This window comes from Phaeodactylibacter xiamenensis, from assembly GCF_965229835.1.
In the GTDB taxonomy this organism is placed as follows: Bacteria; Bacteroidota; Bacteroidia; order Chitinophagales; family Saprospiraceae; genus Phaeodactylibacter; species Phaeodactylibacter xiamenensis.
The window spans coordinates 1148822-1169903 of sequence record NZ_OZ245931.1 but is presented as its reverse complement, the minus strand read 5'-3'; the positions used below and the strand labels follow the sequence as shown (position 1 = coordinate 1169903).

11 protein-coding genes are annotated in these 21082 nt (G+C 39.9%); 7 read left to right on the top strand and 4 right to left on the bottom strand.

Features of this window, described 5'->3' with window-relative positions; genetic code table 11:
- The first annotated feature begins 180 nt into the window (after positions 1–180).
- The 7 genes from ACO08I_RS04315 to ACO08I_RS04285 all read left to right on the top strand — a co-directional run bounded on the left by ACO08I_RS04315 (position 181) and on the right by ACO08I_RS04285 (position 12594).
- Entirely contained in the window at positions 181–1023 is an 843-nt protein-coding gene (locus tag ACO08I_RS04315; RefSeq protein ID WP_421948595.1) for a GIY-YIG nuclease family protein, read from the top strand.
- 7 nt (positions 1024–1030) lie between these two features.
- Entirely contained in the window at positions 1031–2647 is a 1617-nt protein-coding gene (locus ACO08I_RS04310; protein ID WP_421948594.1) for a type I restriction-modification system subunit M, read from the top strand.
- A gap of 10 nt (positions 2648–2657) precedes the next feature.
- A complete protein-coding gene (locus tag ACO08I_RS04305) occupies positions 2658–3878 on the top strand; it encodes a restriction endonuclease subunit S (protein WP_421948593.1) in 1221 nt (406 codons plus the stop codon).
- Positions 3879–4979 carry a hypothetical protein gene (locus tag ACO08I_RS04300; protein ID WP_421948592.1) on the top strand — a complete coding sequence of 367 codons (1101 nt, stop codon included), beginning with the start codon at positions 3879–3881 and terminating at the stop codon, positions 4977–4979.
- Positions 4980–5019: 40 nt separating this feature from the next.
- Positions 5020–8610 (top strand): type I restriction endonuclease subunit R, EcoR124 family, encoded by a 3591-nt coding sequence (locus tag ACO08I_RS04295; protein ID WP_421948591.1) that lies wholly within the window; start codon positions 5020–5022, stop codon positions 8608–8610.
- 57 nt (positions 8611–8667) lie between these two features.
- Positions 8668–10659: a P-loop NTPase fold protein gene (locus ACO08I_RS04290; protein ID WP_421948590.1), complete on the top strand. Its 1992-nt coding sequence runs from the start codon at positions 8668–8670 to the stop codon at positions 10657–10659.
- A 510-nt stretch (positions 10660–11169) separates the two neighbouring features.
- On the top strand, positions 11170–12594 hold the full coding sequence (locus ACO08I_RS04285) for a hypothetical protein (protein ID WP_421948589.1): 1425 nt from the start codon (positions 11170–11172) through the stop codon (positions 12592–12594).
- Positions 12595–12750: 156 nt separating this feature from the next.
- On the opposite strand, the gene ACO08I_RS04280 is transcribed toward ACO08I_RS04285, so the two are convergent.
- Genes ACO08I_RS04280 through ACO08I_RS04265 form a run of 4 tightly spaced genes read right to left on the bottom strand, consistent with a single transcriptional unit; the run spans position 12751 to position 20793 of the window.
- On the bottom strand, positions 12751–14364 hold the full coding sequence (locus ACO08I_RS04280; protein WP_421948588.1) for an AAA family ATPase: 1614 nt from the start codon (positions 14362–14364) through the stop codon (positions 12751–12753).
- A 5-nt stretch (positions 14365–14369) separates the two neighbouring features.
- On the bottom strand, positions 14370–14999 hold the full coding sequence (locus ACO08I_RS04275) for a hypothetical protein (protein WP_421948587.1): 630 nt from the start codon (positions 14997–14999) through the stop codon (positions 14370–14372).
- Positions 15000–15046: 47 nt separating this feature from the next.
- A complete protein-coding gene (locus ACO08I_RS04270; RefSeq protein WP_421948586.1) occupies positions 15047–16999 on the bottom strand; it encodes a hypothetical protein in 1953 nt (650 codons plus the stop codon).
- Positions 16996–20793 carry an AAA domain-containing protein gene (locus ACO08I_RS04265; protein ID WP_421948585.1) on the bottom strand — a complete coding sequence of 1266 codons (3798 nt, stop codon included), beginning with the start codon at positions 20791–20793 and terminating at the stop codon, positions 16996–16998. Before ACO08I_RS04265 ends, ACO08I_RS04270 begins: the two co-directional genes overlap by 4 nt.
- Positions 20794–21082 lie beyond the last annotated feature (289 nt).

Genomic DNA, 21082 nt, shown 5'->3' with positions numbered 1-21082 from the left:
TACGCCCTGCAGGTTACCAAAATGAAGTAGTGGATAAAGTGTGCTAACGCCTGAGCTTGTATCATTTCACAACAATAAAGCGGCTAGCGAACGAAAAGTGCCCCTTTTAGCTGGAAATCTAATTCCGGAATTAGGCTAGAAAAGCACCAAAAATCCAGGGTAACCTTAAACCTGGAATCAATGAACCGACCACAGTCCATACTAATCTTTTTGCCCGATGGGTCACCGAGAGGCATCAAAATTGCCCAAATCAACAACAGGGTGATGAAGGCGATCTTGTTTCCCAGGAATAAGTTTGACCTTGCCGGGCAGAGAGATGAAGTGAAGAATGTTGGCATCTATTTCTTATTCGGGGAGTCAAGTAGTAAAGCTAAACCTCTAGCCTATATTGGGGAAGGGGAAAACTGCTTTGAAAGACTGAAAAGCCATAACCGGAACAAAGAATTTTGGACCCACGCCGTCATCTTCTTCTCCCAGGTCAAAAGCTTCAACAAAGGGCATGTCAATTACTTAGAACACACCGCTATAAAAGAGGCAAAAGCGGCAAATCGGTATGAATTGGAAAACGCCGATACGCCTAAACGCCCCCATATCCTGGAGCATGTGGAAGCAGACCTGCTGGATAACTTCGAAACCATAAAGATGCTCCTCTCTACCCTGGGCTATCCAATATTTGACCCCATTACCCGCTCTGCAAGGGAAGATGATGAAATTTTCACTATTTCAGGCAGCGGCATTACGGCAGAGGGAGATTTGAATGACGATGGGTTTGTTATTTACAGCGGCTCTTATGCAAGGTTGGAGACCACTAACTCCTGCCATGATTATATTATTACGCTTCGGGAGAAGCTACTGAACGACGGAATTTTAACCCCAAAAGAAGATAAGCTCCAATTTGTAAAAGACCATTTGTTCAATTCCGCCAGCACTGCTGGAATGGTGGTGCTGGGCAGGCCAGTGAATGGCTGGACAGCCTGGAAAAACAAAGCCGGCAAAACCCTCGACGAACTCAAAAGAACATAACACACCCATGTCTGAATCACAAAGAAAACATCTGGAGCGGCAACTCTGGAATATTGCGGACGCCCTCCGCAGCAAAATGAATGCCGACGAATACCGCAACTATATCCTTGGCTTTATCTTCTTCAAGTTCCTTTCGGAGAAGATGCACAACTTTGCCAACCAACAACTGGAACGGGCACCGATCAAGTCCTATACCGATATTCCGGAAGGGACAGCGGAAGGCGACAAGTACCTGGAAGTGATGGAAAGTAAAGCCCTGAAGACGCTGGGCTATTTCCTAAAACCTTCCGAGCTGTTCAGTAGCCTGGTGGAGCGGGGCACTGCGGGGCAGGATGTGGATGGTGAAGCAGAGGGGGATGAAGAAGAGGCAGAGACGTCCGACAACTTTATCCTGGAAGACCTGCGGGACATCCTCCGGCATATCGAAAACAGCACACGGGGTACGGAGAGCGAAAAGGACTTTATCAATCTCTTTGAGGATATCAACCTCAACTCTACCAAGCTGGGGCGTACAGTGAAGGCGCGGAATAAGATCATCGTAGATGTGCTGCGCAACCTCGCCAAGATCGACTTCAAACTGGATGAGATCGACGCCGATGTGCTTGGGGATGCCTATGAATACCTGATTGGTGAATTTGCTAGTGGGGCCGGTAAGAAAGCGGGGGAGTTCTATACTCCGCAGCAGGTGTCCAAAATACTGGCCCAGATTGTGACGACTGGTAAAACCCGCCTTCGCTCCGTCTATGACCCGACCTGTGGCTCCGGCTCCCTGCTGCTGCGGGTGGCCCGGGAGGTGGAGGTGGGCGACTTCTACGGGCAGGAGCAAAACCCGACGACCTACAACCTCTGCCGCATGAATATGATCCTGCACGATGTGCATTTTTCCAAATTCGACATCTACAACGATGATACCCTGGAAAACCCGGCTCCCCGGCATCAGGACCTGCGGGCGGAAGCCGTGGTGGCCAATCCGCCCTTCTCCGCCAATTGGTCTCAAAGCCAGGTCTTTATGACGGACGACCGTTTCAGTCAGTACGGAAAGCTGGCACCAAAGACCAAAGCCGACTTTGCCTTCGTGCAGCACATGATTCACCACCTGCACGAAAACGGTACAATGGCTTGCGTACTGCCCCATGGAGCATTATTTCGGGGTTCCTCCGAAGCGCACATCCGGGAGTACATCATTAAAGACCGCAACTACCTTGATGCAGTGATCGGGCTGCCTGCCAATATCTTTTACGGAACAAGTATCCCAACCTGTATCATGGTGCTGAAAAAGTGCCGGGAGGAAGGTGAGAATGTGCTCTTCATTGATGCAAGCCAGGAATTTGAAAAAGCTACCAACCAAAACTTGCTCTCAGATGCACAAGTCGATAAGATTATCAGCACCTACCGGGAACGGAAGACAATAGACAAATACAGCTACGTGGCGAGCCTGGAGGAGATCGCCGAGAATGACTACAACCTCAACATCCCCCGCTACGTGGATACCTTTGAGGAGGAGGAGCCGATTGATCTGGCGGAGGTGTCTGCCTCATTGAAGCAGCTGAATGCAGAGATGGAATCCACGAATCAAACGATTACCCAATTTTGTAAGGAGCTCGGTATTGATACGCCGTTTTAACAGCATATAAATGATAGAAAAAAAGATGGCGCCCAGATTGAGATTTCCAGAGTTCAATGATGGTTGGAGTACACTTTCTGTACAGCAAATTGTAAACCGGGTATCAGATTCAGTTGAAGTTGTTGAAAATGAGGAATACCAAGAGATAGGGATTCGCTCACATGGTAAAGGGATTTTTTATAAAGAGCCTATCTTAGGTAAATCAATAGGTAACAAGAGAGTTTTTTGGGTCAAAGAAGGAATGTTTATTGTCAATATTGTTTTTGCATGGGAACAAGCTGTTGCTAAAACGACTGAGAAGGAAGTAGGGATGATAGCATCCCATAGATTCCCAATGTATGAACCAATCAAAGGAGTTCTAGACCTCGATTATATTCTATATTTCTTTTTGACTAAAAGAGGAAAACACCTGCTCGGTTTGGCATCTCCTGGTGGAGCAGGGCGAAATAAGACTCTTGGTCAGAAAGCATTTGAAGAACTGAAGTTCAAAGTACCTTCAATAGAAGAACAACAAAAAATCGCCACCTTCCTCACCGCCGTAGACAGCAAGATACAGCAGCTCACGAAAAAGAAAGCCCTGCTGGAACAGTACAAGAAAGGCGTGATGCAGCGGATTTTTAAGCAGGAGATCCGGTTTAAAGATGAAAATGGGGAGGTGTTTCCGGAGTGGGAGGAGAAACGACTGGGGGAGATAGCAACTCCGATAAAGAAAAAAGCAAAAGGCCTAGATGCCCCAATTTTGACAATTTCAGCGGGAAATGGCTTTTTAAATCAGATGGAAAGATTTAGCAAGATAATAGCAGGAACGAGTCTCAGTAAATATAATATAATCAAAAAAGACGAGTTCTCCTACAATCGTGGAAACTCGAAGAGTTTTCAATATGGATGCATATACAGACTCAAAAATTACGATAAAGCTCTAGTTCCATTTGTGTATAGAAGTTTTAAGATTTCAAGCGGTGTTCCTGGCTTTTTTGAGCAGCTCTTTTTGTATAAATACTTAGATCGGCAGCTCAGAAAGATGATTTCCTCTTCTGCTAGGATGGATGGATTGTTGAATATCAGTGAAAAAGATTTTTATAAAGTCAAGGTAATCATACCATCTCATCAAGAGCAAGCGAAAGTTTCTAGTTTTCTTGCTATTATTGATCAAAAAATTGATCAGGCAGACGCCCAGCTCGAACAGCTTCAACAATTCAAAAAAGGCCTCCTCCAAAAGATGTTCGTATAGTTGGAACCAATAAAAAAATATAACCCACCGATAGATGTTGCTCAAAAGCTATTTGAGAACGGGATTGATTTCATTATAAAGTCTCTTGTAGATTTCGAGAACAAAGACTACAAGTATTCCATCATTCACTTTTCGAGCGGTATAGAAGTATTATTAAAGGCAATCATTGCACAGGAAGATTGGAAGCTTGTGGTAAAGCCGAGTAAGAAGTCGACTCCTGATAAGGAAAAACTAATCAAGGGAGAAGCTAAAACGATTTCAGCTATGGATTGCCTTTCTCTGATTCAAAGTGATTTGAAATTAGATCTAAAAAACGGGGGAGAGAGCTTCAGACAGTTAGCCTTCAAGCGGAATGAAGCAATTCACTTTTACATAGTAGGGAATAAAAGTGGCATAGAGATTCTCCAGTATAATGCCTTTGAGGATTTGTGGCATTTCTTAGTGAAGAAAAAGAAAAAGGAGTGGTTTGATAAAGAGCAAGTAAAGTCTTTATTAGCTAGCCTAGGCAATCAATTTAGAAAAGAGAACGGAAACCTTATCGATGACTTTATTGATGCATTAGATAAGAGAAACGATGAGCTTAAAAGCAAAATCAATCAGTTTATCCGATACAGAAAAGGCGTGGCTGAGTATTTTTATTTCCAGTGTATGTCATTAGAATCTAAGGGCAGCAGCCGTTTTGTTGATTGGAAAGATGACACTTTAGGCGCTATATGTAAGCTACAAAAAAGCTGGAATCGGAAAGCCAAAGCTCCAAGACTCATTTATGGACAAAAAGGATTGACGCTTGATAAGTATGGGAACGAAGAAGGGCATATTATCTGCGAAATAGAGCCTAATAAAAATTTTGCCATCGACTATTTAGCTTATCTAATTGAGGTCAATAGTACATATTTTAGGAGAAGGGTAATTGGTCATGTAGTGCCAATGATTTATTTGAATGATATTAGATATCTTCCAATAAAAGTCCCGTCTCCTTTTTACAGGAAGAAAATACTTGGCTTTTTAGGTAGCCTAGATCGAAAAATAGAGCTTCTAGACAAGCAACTTAAACTACAGATTCGATACGAGCGGGGTCTCAAGGAGAAGATGTTTGTTTAAAGGATTTTGAAAAGAGAACAGCTAAAAGGATGCATACCCCATGAGCAATACCGAGTCCGAAGAAATACTGGAACAAAAGCTCGTCCAACAACTGACGAGCACGCTTGGGTACTCCTTTGTGCCCATACCGGATGAGACTGCCCTGCTGGCCAATTTGAAAAAGCAGCTGGAGATTCACAATAAAGTCTCCCTCAGTGCGGAGGAGTTCAAGCAAGTCCTCAACAAGCTCGACAAAGGAGGCGTATTCGAACGGGCGAAGATACTGCGCGAACGGCTGGACTACCTCAAAGACAATGGAGATACCGGCTATCTGCAACTGCTGAATATCGAGCATTGGTGCCGCAACCAATTTCAGGTCACGCGGCAGGTCACGATGGACAAAGGCTCCTACAAAAACCGCTACGACGTCACCCTCCTCATCAATGGGCTGCCCCTCGTACAGATAGAACTCAAGCGGCGCGGGCTGGAAATGAAAGAAGCCTTCAACCAAATCAACCGGTACAAGCGGCATTCCTTTTGGTCGTCCCACGGGTTGTTTCAGTACGTTCAGCTTTTCATCATCAGCAACGGCGTCAATACCAAGTACCTCGCCAATAGCGGAGAGCGGGTACTGCCCTACAAGTTCACCAATTACTGGGCGGATACCGACAACAAAAAGATCACGCAGCTTACCGACTTTGCAGATGCCTTCCTGGAGAAGTGCCACCTGTCTAAGATGATCTGCAAGTACATCGTGCTGCACCAAACCACGCAAACGCTGATGGTGCTGCGCCCGTATCAGTTCCACGCCGTGGAAGCCATCATCAACCGGGTGAAAGACACGGACAAAAACGGCTACATCTGGCACACCACCGGCTCCGGCAAAACGCTCACGAGCTTCAAGGCAAGCCAAATCCTGATCAAGCTGCCCAAAGTCCATAAGGTCGTCTTCGTAGTTGACCGGAAAGACCTCGACAGTCAGACCATACGGGAGTTTGACGGCTTTCAGCGGGGCAGCGTTGACAGCTCAGACAATACCAAGGTGCTGGTACAACAGCTCACCGACACTTACAAAGACCCCAAGACCGGCGATTTCAAGCAGAATGATCTCATCGTCACCACCATACAAAAGCTCAACCGGGCCATTCTCAGAAATGCCTACAAAAAACAACTGGCCCCGCTTCAGGACAAGCATATCGTATTCATCTTTGACGAGTGCCACCGCAGTCAGTTTGGAGAAACCCACAAGCGCATCAAGGAATTTTTCCATTCCCATCAGATGTTTGGGTTTACCGGTACGCCCATCTTTGCCAAAAACGCGGTGCGCAATGAGCTCGGCAAACGGACAACCAAAGACCTCTTTGACAAACGGCTGCATCAGTATGTCCTACCCGATGCCATCCGGGATGAGAATGTGCTGAAATTCTCCGTAGACTACTACAAAACCTTCAAGGAAAAAGAAGAAGATCAGGACAAACCCGACGTGCTGGTAGAAGGCATTGAATCCAAGGAAGTGCTGGAGGCCGATGCGAGGCTGGAAGCCGTCACGGACTTTATCATTCAAAACCACGACAGCAAGACCCAAAACCGGCTGTTCTCCGCCATCTTCTGCGTCAGCAGCATTGATATCCTGATCAAGTATTACGACCTCTTCAAGAAGAAAAAAGAAGAAGGCCAACACGACCTGCGGATTGTCACCATATTCTCCTACCGCACCAACGAGGAAGACCAGGATGTGGAAGAAGGCAACATCCCCGACCCTATGGATGCCTTCGACGAGAAAGAGCCCGTCAACTCCCACAGCCGGGACAAGCTCGACGAGTACATTGCGGATTACAACAAGATGTACAAGACCAAATTCTCGACCAAAGACAGCAAGCTCTTTTACGATTACTACAAAGACATTGGGCAGAAGCTCAAGAACCGGGAGAAGGAGCAATTCGCCTCGGTCCACCATCCCCACCGCATAGACATTCTATTGGTCGTCAATATGTTCCTCACCGGCTTTGACGCCAAGAAGGTCAACACCATGTACGTGGACAAGAACCTGAAACAGCACGGACTGATTCAGGCCTTTTCGCGTACCAACCGCATCATCAACACCAAGAAGCACCACGGCATCATTTACTGCTTCCGCAACCTGCGCAAAGCCACAGATAATGCCATCAAGATGTTCTCCAACAAAACGCCGGTGGAGGACATCCTTCTTGAGCCCTATGAGCACTACAAGGAGAAGTTTGAAGAAGCGGTGGAGCAACTAAAAGCCATCGCACCCGAAGTCAGCAGCGTAGACGAGCTGCTAACCGAAGCCGATGAAGCGGAATTTGTCAAAGCCTTCCGGGAGCTCGTCCGCCTCAACAATATCATGTCGGGCTTTGATGAATACGGCCAGGACGAGGAGCCTGTAATCGACCCACAGGAATATGCCGACTACAAAAGCAAATACCTCGACCTTTACCGCAAAGTCCGGGAAGACCGCAGCAAGCAGAAAACCTCCATCCTCAACGACCTGGATTTTGAAGTAGAGCTGATTCAGCGCGTAGAGATCAACGTTGGCTACATCCTCCAACTCCTGGGCGACCTGCACAAAACCAAAAAGAAAGACCAACCCAGGAAGCGGAAGGAGATCTACGACCTGTTGGGCGGGGAAGTCGAGCTGCACAGCAAGAAAGAGCTTATTAAAAAGTTCATCGAGCAGCAGCTGCCAAAGATTGCAGATGCAGAAGACATCCCCACCGCCTTCGATAACTTCTGGACAGCCGAAAAGCAAATTGCCTTTGAAGACCTGGCCAGTGCAGAAAAGCTCGACCCCAATAAGCTGCTCACGGCAGTCAAAGATTACCTTTACACCGGCAAGCGCCCCCTTCCCACCGTAATCGAGGACATGCAATTAGAGCCCCCCGGCTTCTTCGAAAGCGAAGCCACGGAAGAACGGATTTCAGACAAGATTGTCGAGTTCGTCAAGACCTTCGACGATGGTATGGGAGACACCACCACAGATAATATCCGTACCCTTCCGCAACCCAATGGAAAAGGCACCGCCAAAGTCGTTGACGTAGCAGAAATAAGAATAGCCGCAGACCAGGAGGGCCCCTCCTACTCCCGGCAGCAAATGGAAATAGAGCTGACCTTTGATTTTGATATCTTCTCCAATGAGGACATTATATGGCTCATTGAAGAATTGGAGCAAACGCTGGGCTTATCCAAAAAGATCCATATCCTCCTCAAAGAGCGGGGCAGTGTACTGCTGACTGTAGAGATGGAAGAAACAGCAGCCAACCAATTGATTATAGCGATGAATACCGGTCAGTTAGCCAAGCTAGGTATTCATAACGCAAAGATCAAGAAGTTTTTGCCCCAGGAAGCTGTCCTGCCGACAGGAGCAACCGGATTAAAGGAACGCTTACGTTATTACAAAGGGCTCCTCTCCTCCGGAGATGCGTTAAAGATGCTGGAGTCCATTCAAAAAGACCTGTCTGGCAATCGAGACACCGAACAACAAGTCATCAGTTTGCTCGCTCAGCTCAACACCCTTAAGCAGGATTTCACCAGGGGAGTAATAAGCTATGAGGAGAAGACAACGATGCTTAACCGGGTTCATTTGTCGGCTAGTGATTTGCTGTATCGGCTTTGGGAGGCGGATTTTGGGTGAGGGGGTTAAAAAACTCAGTCAGTCAAGGCTTTTACTAACCTCATACATCTAACCAACATGGAACACCTAGAAGAAATCATTCTGGATTATGTCAATACTGACACTTCCAACAATTATGCCGTCATGATTACGGGGGATTGGGGAAGTGGAAAGACCTTTTACTTTAAAGAAACCCTAAAAGGAAAAATAGAACAAACAGGAAAAGAGCTATTATATGTCTCATTAAACGGGCTCCGTAAACCAGCTGATATTTTCAATGAATTGATTGCTGAAAGATACCGGATTGCTGAGTTTTTTGGAAAAACAAAAACAGGAAAAATAGCATATGGTGCTCTACAGTCTGCCTTCAAAATTGGAGTGGGTGCAATGAGAATAATCTCAGGTGTAGGAGAAACGGCGAAAGAAATAAACATTAAACCCACTGATTTACCAAGTATAGCCATTCAGGAGCTTGTGAGTTTTTCGAAAGAAAAGCATGTGTTGTGTTTTGATGATTTGGAAAGGGTCAGTGCAGAGTTCAAGACTGAGGATGTTTTAGGGTTTATTAACCGTAACTTTGTTGAGCATGAAGGGATTAAAGTGATCATTATCTGTAATGAGAAGGAAATAATACCTCTTCAGGGGACACGTGATCAAGATCAGGGCAAGAAAGATAACGAAGGCGAAAACAAATACTACCAGATCAAGGAGAAATTGATCGGAAGAACTCTTCAGTTCAAATCTAACCCCGTAGCAGTGTTCAACGCCTTCATCGACCTCTATGAAAGAGAAAAGCGTCCAGGGCATGAATTCTTTTCAGACAACAGGGCGTATTTACAAAGAAAATTATCGTTATCAGGAGAGCAAAACTTGCGGACTTTACTCTTCATGTTGGATAATTTGGAGTTGATCACAGAAAGAATTGATAGCAGGTATCGAAGACAGTTATCTAGGGAGCTGATCCTTTCGACTATTCTTTTTTCTTTTGAGGAAAAGAGAGGCAACCTTGGCAATTATCAATCAGTAGAAGACCTTCCATGGGTCTTACAGGCTAACTCTAATGATGTAGTGATGGTTTCTGATGGAATGGTTCTTGACATTCTTACAGACAATCCAGAAGATAACAATCTAGGTGAAGAAGAATCAGAAAAGAAGAAAAGGAAAGCATACCGGGATTATCTTAAGAAAAATTACTGGGGCGATGATACGTATCACTTTTTTCCGGCGATTTTCACTTTTGTGAAAACCGGATACTTAGATGCGGATAAGCTCAATAGCGAACTGAGTGAGCTTATGCCAAAAGAAGAGCCCCCTCATTTACAAGTCTTGAACAAGATTAAGCAAAGCTACAACTTGTCAGATGCTGAATTCAATGAATGCCTACCGCAATTGATTCAACATATTGAAAAGGGAGATTATAATCTTGCAGAGTTTATTGAGGGAGCAAAAGTCCTCCACGATCTATCAAGCAGTGGAGTAATCAAAGGTTATTCTAAAGACACTTTGAACGCATTTCTCCTCAAAAACATCGATAAAACCAGAAGAGAAGCCTCAACTGAAGACTTAAAAGCCATAAAAAAGGCAAAGGGTTTCCTTAACAACCCACTAATTGAATCCGAAAACCTCCTTGAAGAAATAAATCGCTATCAAAGTTTAATCGCCTCTGAGCTAAAGACGGTTGAAATAAATGAAAACCTCCGAGTTATTAGAGAGACTGACTACATGACTTTAGAGAGAGAAAGTTTTCGTGACATTATCATTTATCATAGCCTGGAATCAATTCAAGAAGTAATTCAGCAAAAGTTTAATGACAACCCAAATAAATTGATGCTTATTATTGATTTGTTTGATCACACTTACCCAACAAAGCATTCGATTAGTAATACAGTACTTCCTCAGGAATCAGAAAAGCTTAAGAATATTGCGAAGTGGGTAGACGACCTACAAGAGTCTATTTCAACAGAAGATAAACCGATATCAAAGTATTGGGTTAAGGCCCTGTCGGTCAGATTGACGAAAATAGTAGACAGTTTAGAAATAAGAGAGGAAAGGGTAACAAGGTTTGACTGAAAAGAAGTGGTCATTTGATTTAGTCAGTTTCAAAATGAGGTGTTTTCGTTACACTTGCTTAGAATGTGGAACAAAAGCCTTTGTATGCAAAGTTATCCCCCCCTTGTTGATGTGCAATGGTGTTTTAAACTGAGTTATGGTATTTTCTAAGAACCGCTACATTAGCGCTGATTTATATCATTGTTTTTAATTAAAAGTTGAGATACCTTTACGGTCTTACATCCAATACGGCTCTGTTTTTTCTAAATAGGAGCACTCTAATTACCCCCCCCTTAATCAGGCTTTTTCTTCATTGGGACGGATATATAAGTGTCTGTCGGGAACAATGCTCGGAATAGGTATGGCTTTTATTTGAGTTGCTTAACTACAGATTTTTTTACATAAAAATCTGTATTCTGGTTTTTGAAGTTGTACACCTATTAAATATAGTTCTGCTACAAATATGCTAGGTACAATTGAAAATGCACTAAGCACTCGTTATAGATTAATTCAAATGAAAAATCACTAAAAATGGACTCTGTTTTTCATATCCAGCAAGGACAAGAGTATTTAACCAAGCAAGATGAGGGTTCAATGGAAAAGGCTCTGAGGCATTTCATTAGCGCCAATAAAATGATCGAAGAAGGTCATGTTCAAAAGCCATTAGTGTTATTTTATTTAGCATTAGTTAATTATCAAATTGGAAATGTTGCACTTTCCTACAAAATAACTCAAAAAGCTAAAAGAAACGTTGACCTGGTAATCAAAAACAATCCATTCTTAAGAGAGAGAATGAAAGATTCTTCATTTGAGGAAGAATTAGACGGGTTAATAAATTATATAAAAGAGAGTTATCCGCAAATAATAATGTTTATAGACGAAGATGATGATAACTTTAATGAGAACACTTCAAATTTTTCTCATGTTAGCCAGTACCTACAATCAAAAGAAATGGAAAAGGTCGTACCAAGCTATTCGTTTGATAGTTTGACTGATGAGGTTATGATTGCAACTTTTACAGGATTGTGCAGAAACGATGACGAGTTGGTCTTTTTTGATAAGCTTAAAGGTGATGTACTAATGCAGGTACAAGGGTATCTATGCTCAATGACAGAAGACACAGCCGTTTCAGATAGAAAGTTTTATGAACGATTAAAGAGAAGAGAGCCAGCGGATTTTATAGATAAAAATAGATATATTCTTATTGACAGGTTGCCACTAGTTGACTTCTTGGATGAATATAGAAGGCAGTCAAGAGGGAGAGAACCGTTTACATCATTCACTCATTTTTTTGCAAAAGAGATCATGAAAGAGTTTTCTTATAATCATGATATAACGGTTCATGATTTAGTTTTTAGCAGCTACATACAAGACAAATTCCACAAAACCTTTAGCGCTAATTACGGATATAGATTTCAAGAACTCAAGAATCAATATGTAAGTATTTTTGAAAGTACAGTGGACTCTTTAGTTGAGAGTTGGCTGAAAAGAGTAATATTTGATGGTGAAGAAAAAGGTCAAAAAAGTGGAAATGAAATAGAATTAGATTTTGTGTTTAAGTCTTCTGACCATCTTCGATATCAAGATGACATTCATGTATCTGGACCACATGGGGGTGCGGCTAGAGCGATTAAAGTTGAGCCGAACATAAATGGTTGCGAAGGGTATAATATCAAAGGAGGCGAAGGATATATCGTAACTGTTTATAACTTGGATGGGAACCACCCCATTTGGCAAAATAATGTTCAAATGACATCAAAACCGATGAATATCGTTAGTCGTTCATCTAGTAAAATCGTATTACGCGGTTATCGTGTCGAAGCAATGTCGCCATTTGGTTGGGTTGATTTTAATGGTGAGGATTATGGGTTAAGCATTTATCTTGAGAATAACAAGTTAGAGAAATGTATTCTTCATATGCATGACAGAAATGTAGATATCGAATATTTACCCTAATAATAGTAGACTAAACAGCAACAGCCAAACTCTTGATTTTAATGACTCCTACGAGAACAGGACAACTTAAAGTAAGTAATTATTGCTTTTCAAGTTGCCCTTTTCTGGCGGGAAGAGTTACAGTTGTTTCCTTGAATTCTACCCAGTTTTTTTCATCTAAAAAATATCCTCCTCTCTCTCCCTCTTAGTTTGTTTTACTGGTTTAACTTCCACTTCAATTTCATCATTTTTTAATTTCTCTGTATTTGGTTTTGCACTTGCAGGTCTTGCTCTAGTCGAAGCCCATTCCCTCAATCCGTCTATCTTGTTTTTCATAGTTTGGGCAAGCGGAACTATTGGTTCTATTGCTTTAATAACATGACTACTTTTCAATTCGGAAACATCAGGATTTTCGATGTATGAAATAAACATCGCTTCTTTTACCGCTTCCTCAATCTCAGCACCGTTAAAGAATTTTGATTTTTTTGCTAACTCATCAAAATCACCAATCCCACTTTGATTATTCTTTTCTAAATGGATTTTGAAGATATGTTTTCGTTCCTCAAAACTTGGCAAATCCACAAAAAATATTTCATCAAACCTTCCTTTCCTTAAAAATTCAGGGGGCAATTGGCTTATGTCATTTGCAGTTGCCACTACGAAAACAGGTTTAGTCTTTTCTTGCATCCAAGTTAAAATGGTCGAGAATACACGTGAATTTGTGCCGCCGTCTTTTTCTCCACCTCCTACATTTAACCCTTTTTCAATTTCGTCAATCCATAGAACACAAGGTGCAACTGCTTCTGCTGTATAGATAGCCTGTCTAATATTATTCTCACTCGCTCCCACTTCCGCTTGAAAAACTTTACCGACATCCAATCTCAAAAGGGGCTGTTTCCATAAAGATGCAATACATTTAGCAGTTAAACTTTTTCCACAACCAGGAACACCTAATAGTAGAATACCCTTTGGTTCTTTCAGTCCAAATCGTTGGGCTTTACTCTCAAAAGCTTTGCTTCTTTGCTTTAACCAAGTTTTTAGATTTTCAAGTCCTCCTACTGTTTTATCCAAGTCTTGATTTACTTGAAAATAATCGAGTATGCCACTTTTCTTGATTATTTGCTCTTTCTCATTCGCTACTATTCGGGCAGCTTCGGGGGTATTCAAACCGCTTTTTTGCTTGGCTAACCTGAATGCTAAATCAGCTTCCATGTCAGTCATCCCCAAAGCCGAGTCAATCAAGTACTTTTTTAAGTCGTCATTTAGCGCTTCCTTTTTTAAAATGACATTTAATCTTTTTTCTAAGTCATTTCTGTCTGGTAAAGGAATATTTACTACGGTAATAAACTTTTCTAATTCAGGTGGAAACTTCACAAAAGGTCCAACAATTAATATATGTTTATCATAAAATTTTAGCTGCTCCGCCAATTTTCGGAGCATCACAACTACATCAGTTTCCCTGAAATATTTGTGAAAATCCTCTAAAAAAAATAATTCTTTTCCTGACTGTTGTGTTGAACGCCTTATGTATTGTAGAACATCTTTGTAATCTTTAATTTTGTCAGGATGTTCTTTAACCTTTGGCTTTCCTTGCTCATCTTGTTCATGTATTTCTAATCCAGCTATACAATCCCATGTATTAAAAGCGAATTGATTGGTGTGAGCAATTCTTCTTACATATTGAAGCGTTCTATTATATTCTGTTGTCGCCAAATAAATTAAAGGATAGTTAGCTTTGAGCATATCCTTTAAATCTTCAAAAAAATATCGATTCGTTGCTACCGTTGACATTTTTATTATCTTTTAATGGTAATTTTATTGGTAGTTGATGTTTCTTGATTTGACTTGATCTGACCTGATGCGGTACAATAAGTTTTACCCTTGTATTTTTCAGGAATAGACTTGCGTTTGATTTCAAATCCTTCTCTTCGAGTGGTGCCGAACGCGTTATCCAATTCCGCCATTGCCTTATCTGCCAGTTCGTGAATGTCATGAGGGATATAATTGGAATCCGTTACTACCGTTCCGTCTTTTAATATCGAAAACTTTATAACAGTTTCTCGTTCTTCTTCCCCCTCCATACGGGTTTCAGCTACCATAAAAAATTGTTTAGCGATTTCCTCATCAGCTCTAAAATCCCAATCTCTACGCATTCGGAAACCTGCTTTTTCAAATTCTTGCAAAATGCTTTGTTCGGCATATTGTACATTTAGTTCATAAAACTGACTTTGTAAATCCTTCACAAGTTCTCTACCATTTTTCATATAGTAGCTATTGAAAGAAACAGTATTGCCTCGAACTTTCAAAGCATATTCCCCATGTAGATTGGCATTTTGATTTGCATTATAAACGATTAGTTCATCTTGCTTGATTTCGTATTTCCAACCCAGTTTTTTGCAAGCATCCATTAAAACTTGCCTATTCATTACTTGTGGGTTTTTCAAAAAGGTGGACGATTCAAAACATGACATATTTATCTTTTTTTATTAGTTGATCGATTAGGTTTTTTTCTTTTAGGTTTGGTTTTCTTTGGCACACTACTAAGTGCCTTTATTTGACCTTGTACTTCCTCAACTAGTACCTTGCACTTTGAGGCAACGTCTGATTTTTCATCAAAAACTTCGTTTATTATTTTGGAAGCGCTATCCTCAAAGTTTCTTAATTCTGAAATAGAGAAGTACGAAGTATTATCCTTAAATCTTTCTTCAAGAGATTTCAATTCTTCTTCAAGTTTGGACTCTAGATCACCTTTGAGCATGAGAATTCTGCCTTCAGAATTTTCCAAAAATTCTTTTATTCTTGCTTTTAATTTTTCATTATCCAAGAAAAATTTCAGGGAGTTTAGCTGTGACGAAACATCATTAATTACCTTTTTTGATAACCCATCCTTATTGATGCTAAGACCTTCTAGCTTAAGGATTTTTAGCTGTGACAAAACATCACCAATTACTATTTTTGATACCCTTCCCTTATTGATGCTAAGGTTATTTAGTTTAATCTTTATTTCCTCTTCGATTCTATGGAAATATTCATGACCTAAAAGATCTTTATAAATATTGTATTTTTGAATTATTGAGCTATCCAAATTGGATGATTTCACGAGTACTTCCCGTTTAGCCAATTTGTAGTCTTTTCTAAATTTAACTTTTATCGAAGACTGCGTTTTAAGTATAACCCATTTATTTTCCCCGTTCTTTGAAAGAATAAATGGGCTTTCTATTTCTTTTGCTGAGCTAAAATACACCCAAGGGTTTTCGATAGAGCACTTAGTCAAATATTCTTCATATCTAGATAAAATCCCTTCTTTGGTCACAATGAATAATCTATTGTGTGGTTTTAATTGCTTGTTAATTATTACTTTAATTTTAGAAAATATATTTTCACTTACATCACTTAAAATCATCCAAAACTCTCTACTCTCTTTATCGAAGACTTCTTCTAAATTTAGTTCTAAATATGCCTCATCAATCATTGCTGATTCGAGATAAAAGGCTTTACTTTTCTCAAATGCTTCTTTTAGCTGTTTACCTGAAAGTAGTTTTTCGATTTCTTTTTGCACATTAATCGCCTTTGCCTCATAACTTTTTTGAATATCATTTTTTTCTGTTATCTCGCAGGTTTCGAAATCAAACTTTTCAAGTATTTCATTTCCAATATTATCATCCGCATTTATCATCTCAGTAATTGGGTGATGAATTTCTTGCTTGTCATCAAAGGCTAAAAATCGAACTGAATTATCAATGAAAGACACCAATGCTACTATCGAAAATTCAGGGCTATAAATAGTTGAGCCTCTCAATTCAAGATTGGTAAAATTTCTTAACTGCTCAGGATTGTAAATTTCGGGTACTTGGGTCTTGGCTACTTCTTTTACAAATTGTTCGGTCTCAATATCAAGGTCTGAACTATGTTTCTGGGAGGGTATCTTTTTTATCTTCCCAAATCTTCTCTTTGCCTTTATGTGGTTCTGGTCGGTCAAGTCAAAATAGAGTTCAAATTCCTTTTCGGTTGCAGGCAAAAACTTTTTGCCTTTTGCTGCATACTCTTTTCCTATCTCTGTCAATCTACATCTTGAATGGTATATGTCACCTGTCTCAATCATATTAAATTCAATGAGACTGTTTATGGCGAATTCCAAAATTTCTTTTTCGCCATAATCAATATATCTTCCCTCTTCGGGACAATTGACCACATTCAAACCTAATATGTCAGCAATCTCTTCAAAACTTAAAATATCGTCAATTTGCAGAATACCGCAAATGACTTTATCAAACATGGTAAAATCAATCGCTTCGGTACAAACTGCCTTGTACTTTGCTTTTACAAAAGGAAATGAATGACTTGTGACACCAACTATCTGTTCAGTCAAAGCCTTTTGCTGATATACAGTTTCGTAGATTTTTTTATTTCCTTTGTCTATGGTCATTGGTATTTGATGAGCGTTTTATAATTAATGATATTTTCGGGGGGGATTTGATTGATTACATTTAGATAAATAGCTTCGCCATCTTTGTTTCTAAAATTGGCAAAATGCATGATATTGCCAACCACTATCAACAACCGCCTTGCCCTCGAAAGAGCGACATTCAAGCGTTCAGGCGAATCGGCAAAGCCCCACGGACTGTAATTTCTTCCTTCTCTGCCTCGCACATTTGGGATTGCCTCACCCGTACCCAAATCAATAATTTTATCGCTTCGGACTGTTGAAACGATGATTATATTTCGTTCCATTCCCTGAAACTTGTCTACCGTTTTTAAACGGATTTTCATATCTAATTCTTTCTGTGCGTACTTACTCACCTCATTTAATTTCCGTACTTGCTTGCCATAAAAACTAATAATTCCAATCTCCTGCTCTTGAAGCCGTTTATCTGTATCTATTTCCTTTTCCCAATGATTTTGAAAGTCTTCGTAACCGTCTGAATTTTTTAAATAATTCAAGACCTGTTTAACTGTTTCTACTTCTGTTTCATTTACCCTCGAAGTTCCGTCCTTCGCTTCGGGTTCAGGCACATCCACCCAGATCACATGTTTGTGTGGTTTAATGAAACCTTCGTGATATAATCCATGATACCGCGAGGCTTTATTATTCAGGTCTTTTACATCTTCTTCTGTTTTGATTCCACAAACTAATCCGTTTTCCAGTTCAGGGTAAAACTGTTGAATCAAAGCACCAATTTGGGAGTGCATTCTATACTGAACATCAAATGTTGCCCGAATAGTTGGGGACACTTTCGGGTTCACAATCAATCTTTTGAACTGGGATTCCTTTAAATAATTATGACCTATCTCATCGGCTAATTTCTCGTCCTCCGCTTCTTCAATTAGTACCTCTTTAAACTCTCGGTCATTTATCATTGGAGGCAATTGCTTGTGGTCGCCTATGATGATACTTTTTTTACCAAAGCATAAAGGCAGCACCATTTCGGGCGGAGTTGCTTTGCTCGCTTCGTCCATGATTACGGTATCAAAATAAATGTTTAGTTTATCAGCGAGAGTTTGTTTTATTGCTGGAAAGTCACTTCTGTCAGTACTTGCTGTGTCAATCCCCAGTTCTTCGTTCAGCAGTCTCCAAATCTTGCCCGAATTAGGATATGTTTCCATAAGATAAATAACTTCCTTTGCTGCTTTTCCATTGAAACTTGCATTAAACATAGTATCATAATCTCGTCTGAACCTCGGACTCCCACAAGAACTACAAGTACTTCCAATTACATTAGCATATTTGAAATATTTATCTTTAAATAAAGTCTTGACTTCCGTAGTTGGCAAAGCCAAGTCTTTATGCCAATCTTTAAGAATTTCAGCATATTTGGAATCCGCTCTTTTTTGTGCTCGATTACCTATACTAAGCATCCACTTTTGAACGGCATTATTGGACAAGTCTTCAACTGCTGCTTCCTCTATTTCATCTTCATCATTTTCCAATTGCTCATTTTCATAATCACTATCAATATTGTAGTTTTCATCTACCCATTTCATAATTCTGTCAATAGAATACTTCTTTCCTTCTTCCTCGAATTTGGCACTTTTGCCAAATCTTAGCGGTTTTACAATGGTCGTGTTTTCGCCTATCAGTTTTTCCAAAGCATTGTCAACGGCAAGATTTGTTTCAGAGGTTAATAAAATTTTGTAACCATTTGAATTGGTGGCATTTTGCCGAACCTGTTGCCAAATAATTTCAGAAATAACAGTTGTTTTTCCCGTACCGGGAGGACCTTGCAGCAAACATAAATCGGTACTGTGAACAGCAGCTAAAACGGCTTTTATTTGTGAGTCATTAAGCGTTTTTGACAATTTGCTGTTTTCTACTTCTCGCCAAAATGTTGAGCCTTTTGTAATTTTTAATTCGTCATAAATTGGTTCTGCTTTTGAGGAATCAAAAATGAAGTCTTTCAATTTTTGATTGACAGGTTTACCATTCGGCTTATCCGTTGGATTGGTCAATTTCCCAACTGCCTCTCTAAGCCAATCTATTTTAACAGCATCGCCAATTAAGTTAGGTTCTACATTCCTTATTGGAGCTTTTTCGTCTGATAATTCTAATAGCTTTTTTAATGCCCTTTTATGCTCTTTGTAAAATGTATTCAAGGTAAATATCAATGTGCTGATATTCGATTCTCTTCTATTTAGTGTTCCAATCAATAATTTTTTTGGTCGCTTTGTATCTGGATAAAACCATTCACCTGTTTCTTCATGCTGCTTCGGTGCAATAATTTCAAAATCCACACCTCCTAATTTTTCTATTCTTGTCCTGACGGTTTCTAAGTGAGTTTTACGAGAAATGATATTTGTTTTGACTTTGTATTTAAAGCCGTCGGGATTGTAGTTCAGATGAAAAATATTTTGACTTTTCAGGATGTCTATTTTTTTCATCAAGTCGAACTCACTATGAAATTCAAAAAATATTGAATTTGAGTTTTCATAGTAGTTGACTGAAAAGGCTAAGTCGTATAAGTATCTTTTTACATCTTTTTCAAAGGTAGCATATTCTGACCTTCCATTTGTTAAATTCCGACTTTTTCCAAAAACATAATCCACTGCAAAAATGACGTTTTCTTTTCCATAAATATTTTCTAACGTTGTTTTGAAAAAAATCAAATCGAAAAATTCTTCTTTCGACAGACTGAATATATTATTAAATGGTTTTGGCAGAATGTGACCATACTCCACATCTTCGAAGAAGATACGATGCTTTTTGTTTATTTTGATATTCTTGGTAATGTCTTCTCCGTGATTTACTACCTTGAATTTTCCTTTATAAATATTTGCCTTATAACCGTAGTGCCAACATAGTGATTCAAGTTTATGTCTATTTCCACGGAAACCTGTGACGTAATTATTTCCATCTTTTGAATAAACCTTTACATTTTTTACACCATGATTTTTTAAAATCGTTTCCAATTTATTCGTTGGAATGATTTTGACAATACAACCAATTTGTTTCTCCCTAATAACAACACCCTGAAATTCCTTTTCTAAAACTGGGTCTAAGGCATTAAAAATATCATCAGTAGTCAAGTAAATACTTCCCTCATTATCAAATCGTGGATTTTCAACATCTAATTCTCTCAGTTTTTCCTCGACCTCTTTATATTCTTTATTTTCTTCAATTTTCAAATCAACTTTGAAACTAAATCGGGTCGCTTTTTCAAAATCACCTCCAATTGGTTTTACAGAGTAATACCTTCTAATATCAAACGGCTGCTGTCTTTTTTCTATGATTTTTTTTGTGGCATCAATGTACTTGAACCAGATTTCATTTTCCTTGTCGATGTCAATTCCTACTGGTACTTCTAATTCAGAGATACGTTTATAAAGATGCTCTAATTCATCCTTTGTACGATAAGGTTCGTTAATGTCGATAAATTTTAAAGCACATCTTTCTTGGATGAAATCCGATTCAGGAAGGGAAATGAATTCTTTTAGGACTGGTTTGTATTTACTTTTCGTTAAAGTCTTATAGCTGAATGTTGTCTCATGCCATGAAATAAAAAATTCTGTTTGACAATTTTTCGATTCTATGGGGATAATTACCTTTTGATTTCCCTCTCCCAGGTTTTGAAAAAAGCAATCATGTTCCGTCTCTGTCAATTGCTTTTTCAACTCTTCAAATAGAAAAAGTGGATTATCACTATTAAATGCCTTGACTGATGAGGGGTAAAGCCTTATCACCAATTCAATGGGTTCATTTCCAAAAATGTCTTCGATATGGTTCATGAGAATATCTTTACTACTTAGTTATTTCAACGAAATGCTCAAAAAAAAGATACATACTTAAAGAAAAATAAGGAAACGAAGGCCATATTCTCATTGTTCCTTTTTTAATTGGGCATAACGGTTTACAGCTACATGCAGGTGGGGATGTTTAGCACTGAACTTCATTAAATGTACAGAACTTGGATTTATCACTTCACTTTCATAAAGGCACTGAACCCCCATTTGCGTGTAGGTGCCGTTAGCGGTTCGTTCATAATTCTTAATCAAAAATCAACGTTTTCTTTATTTA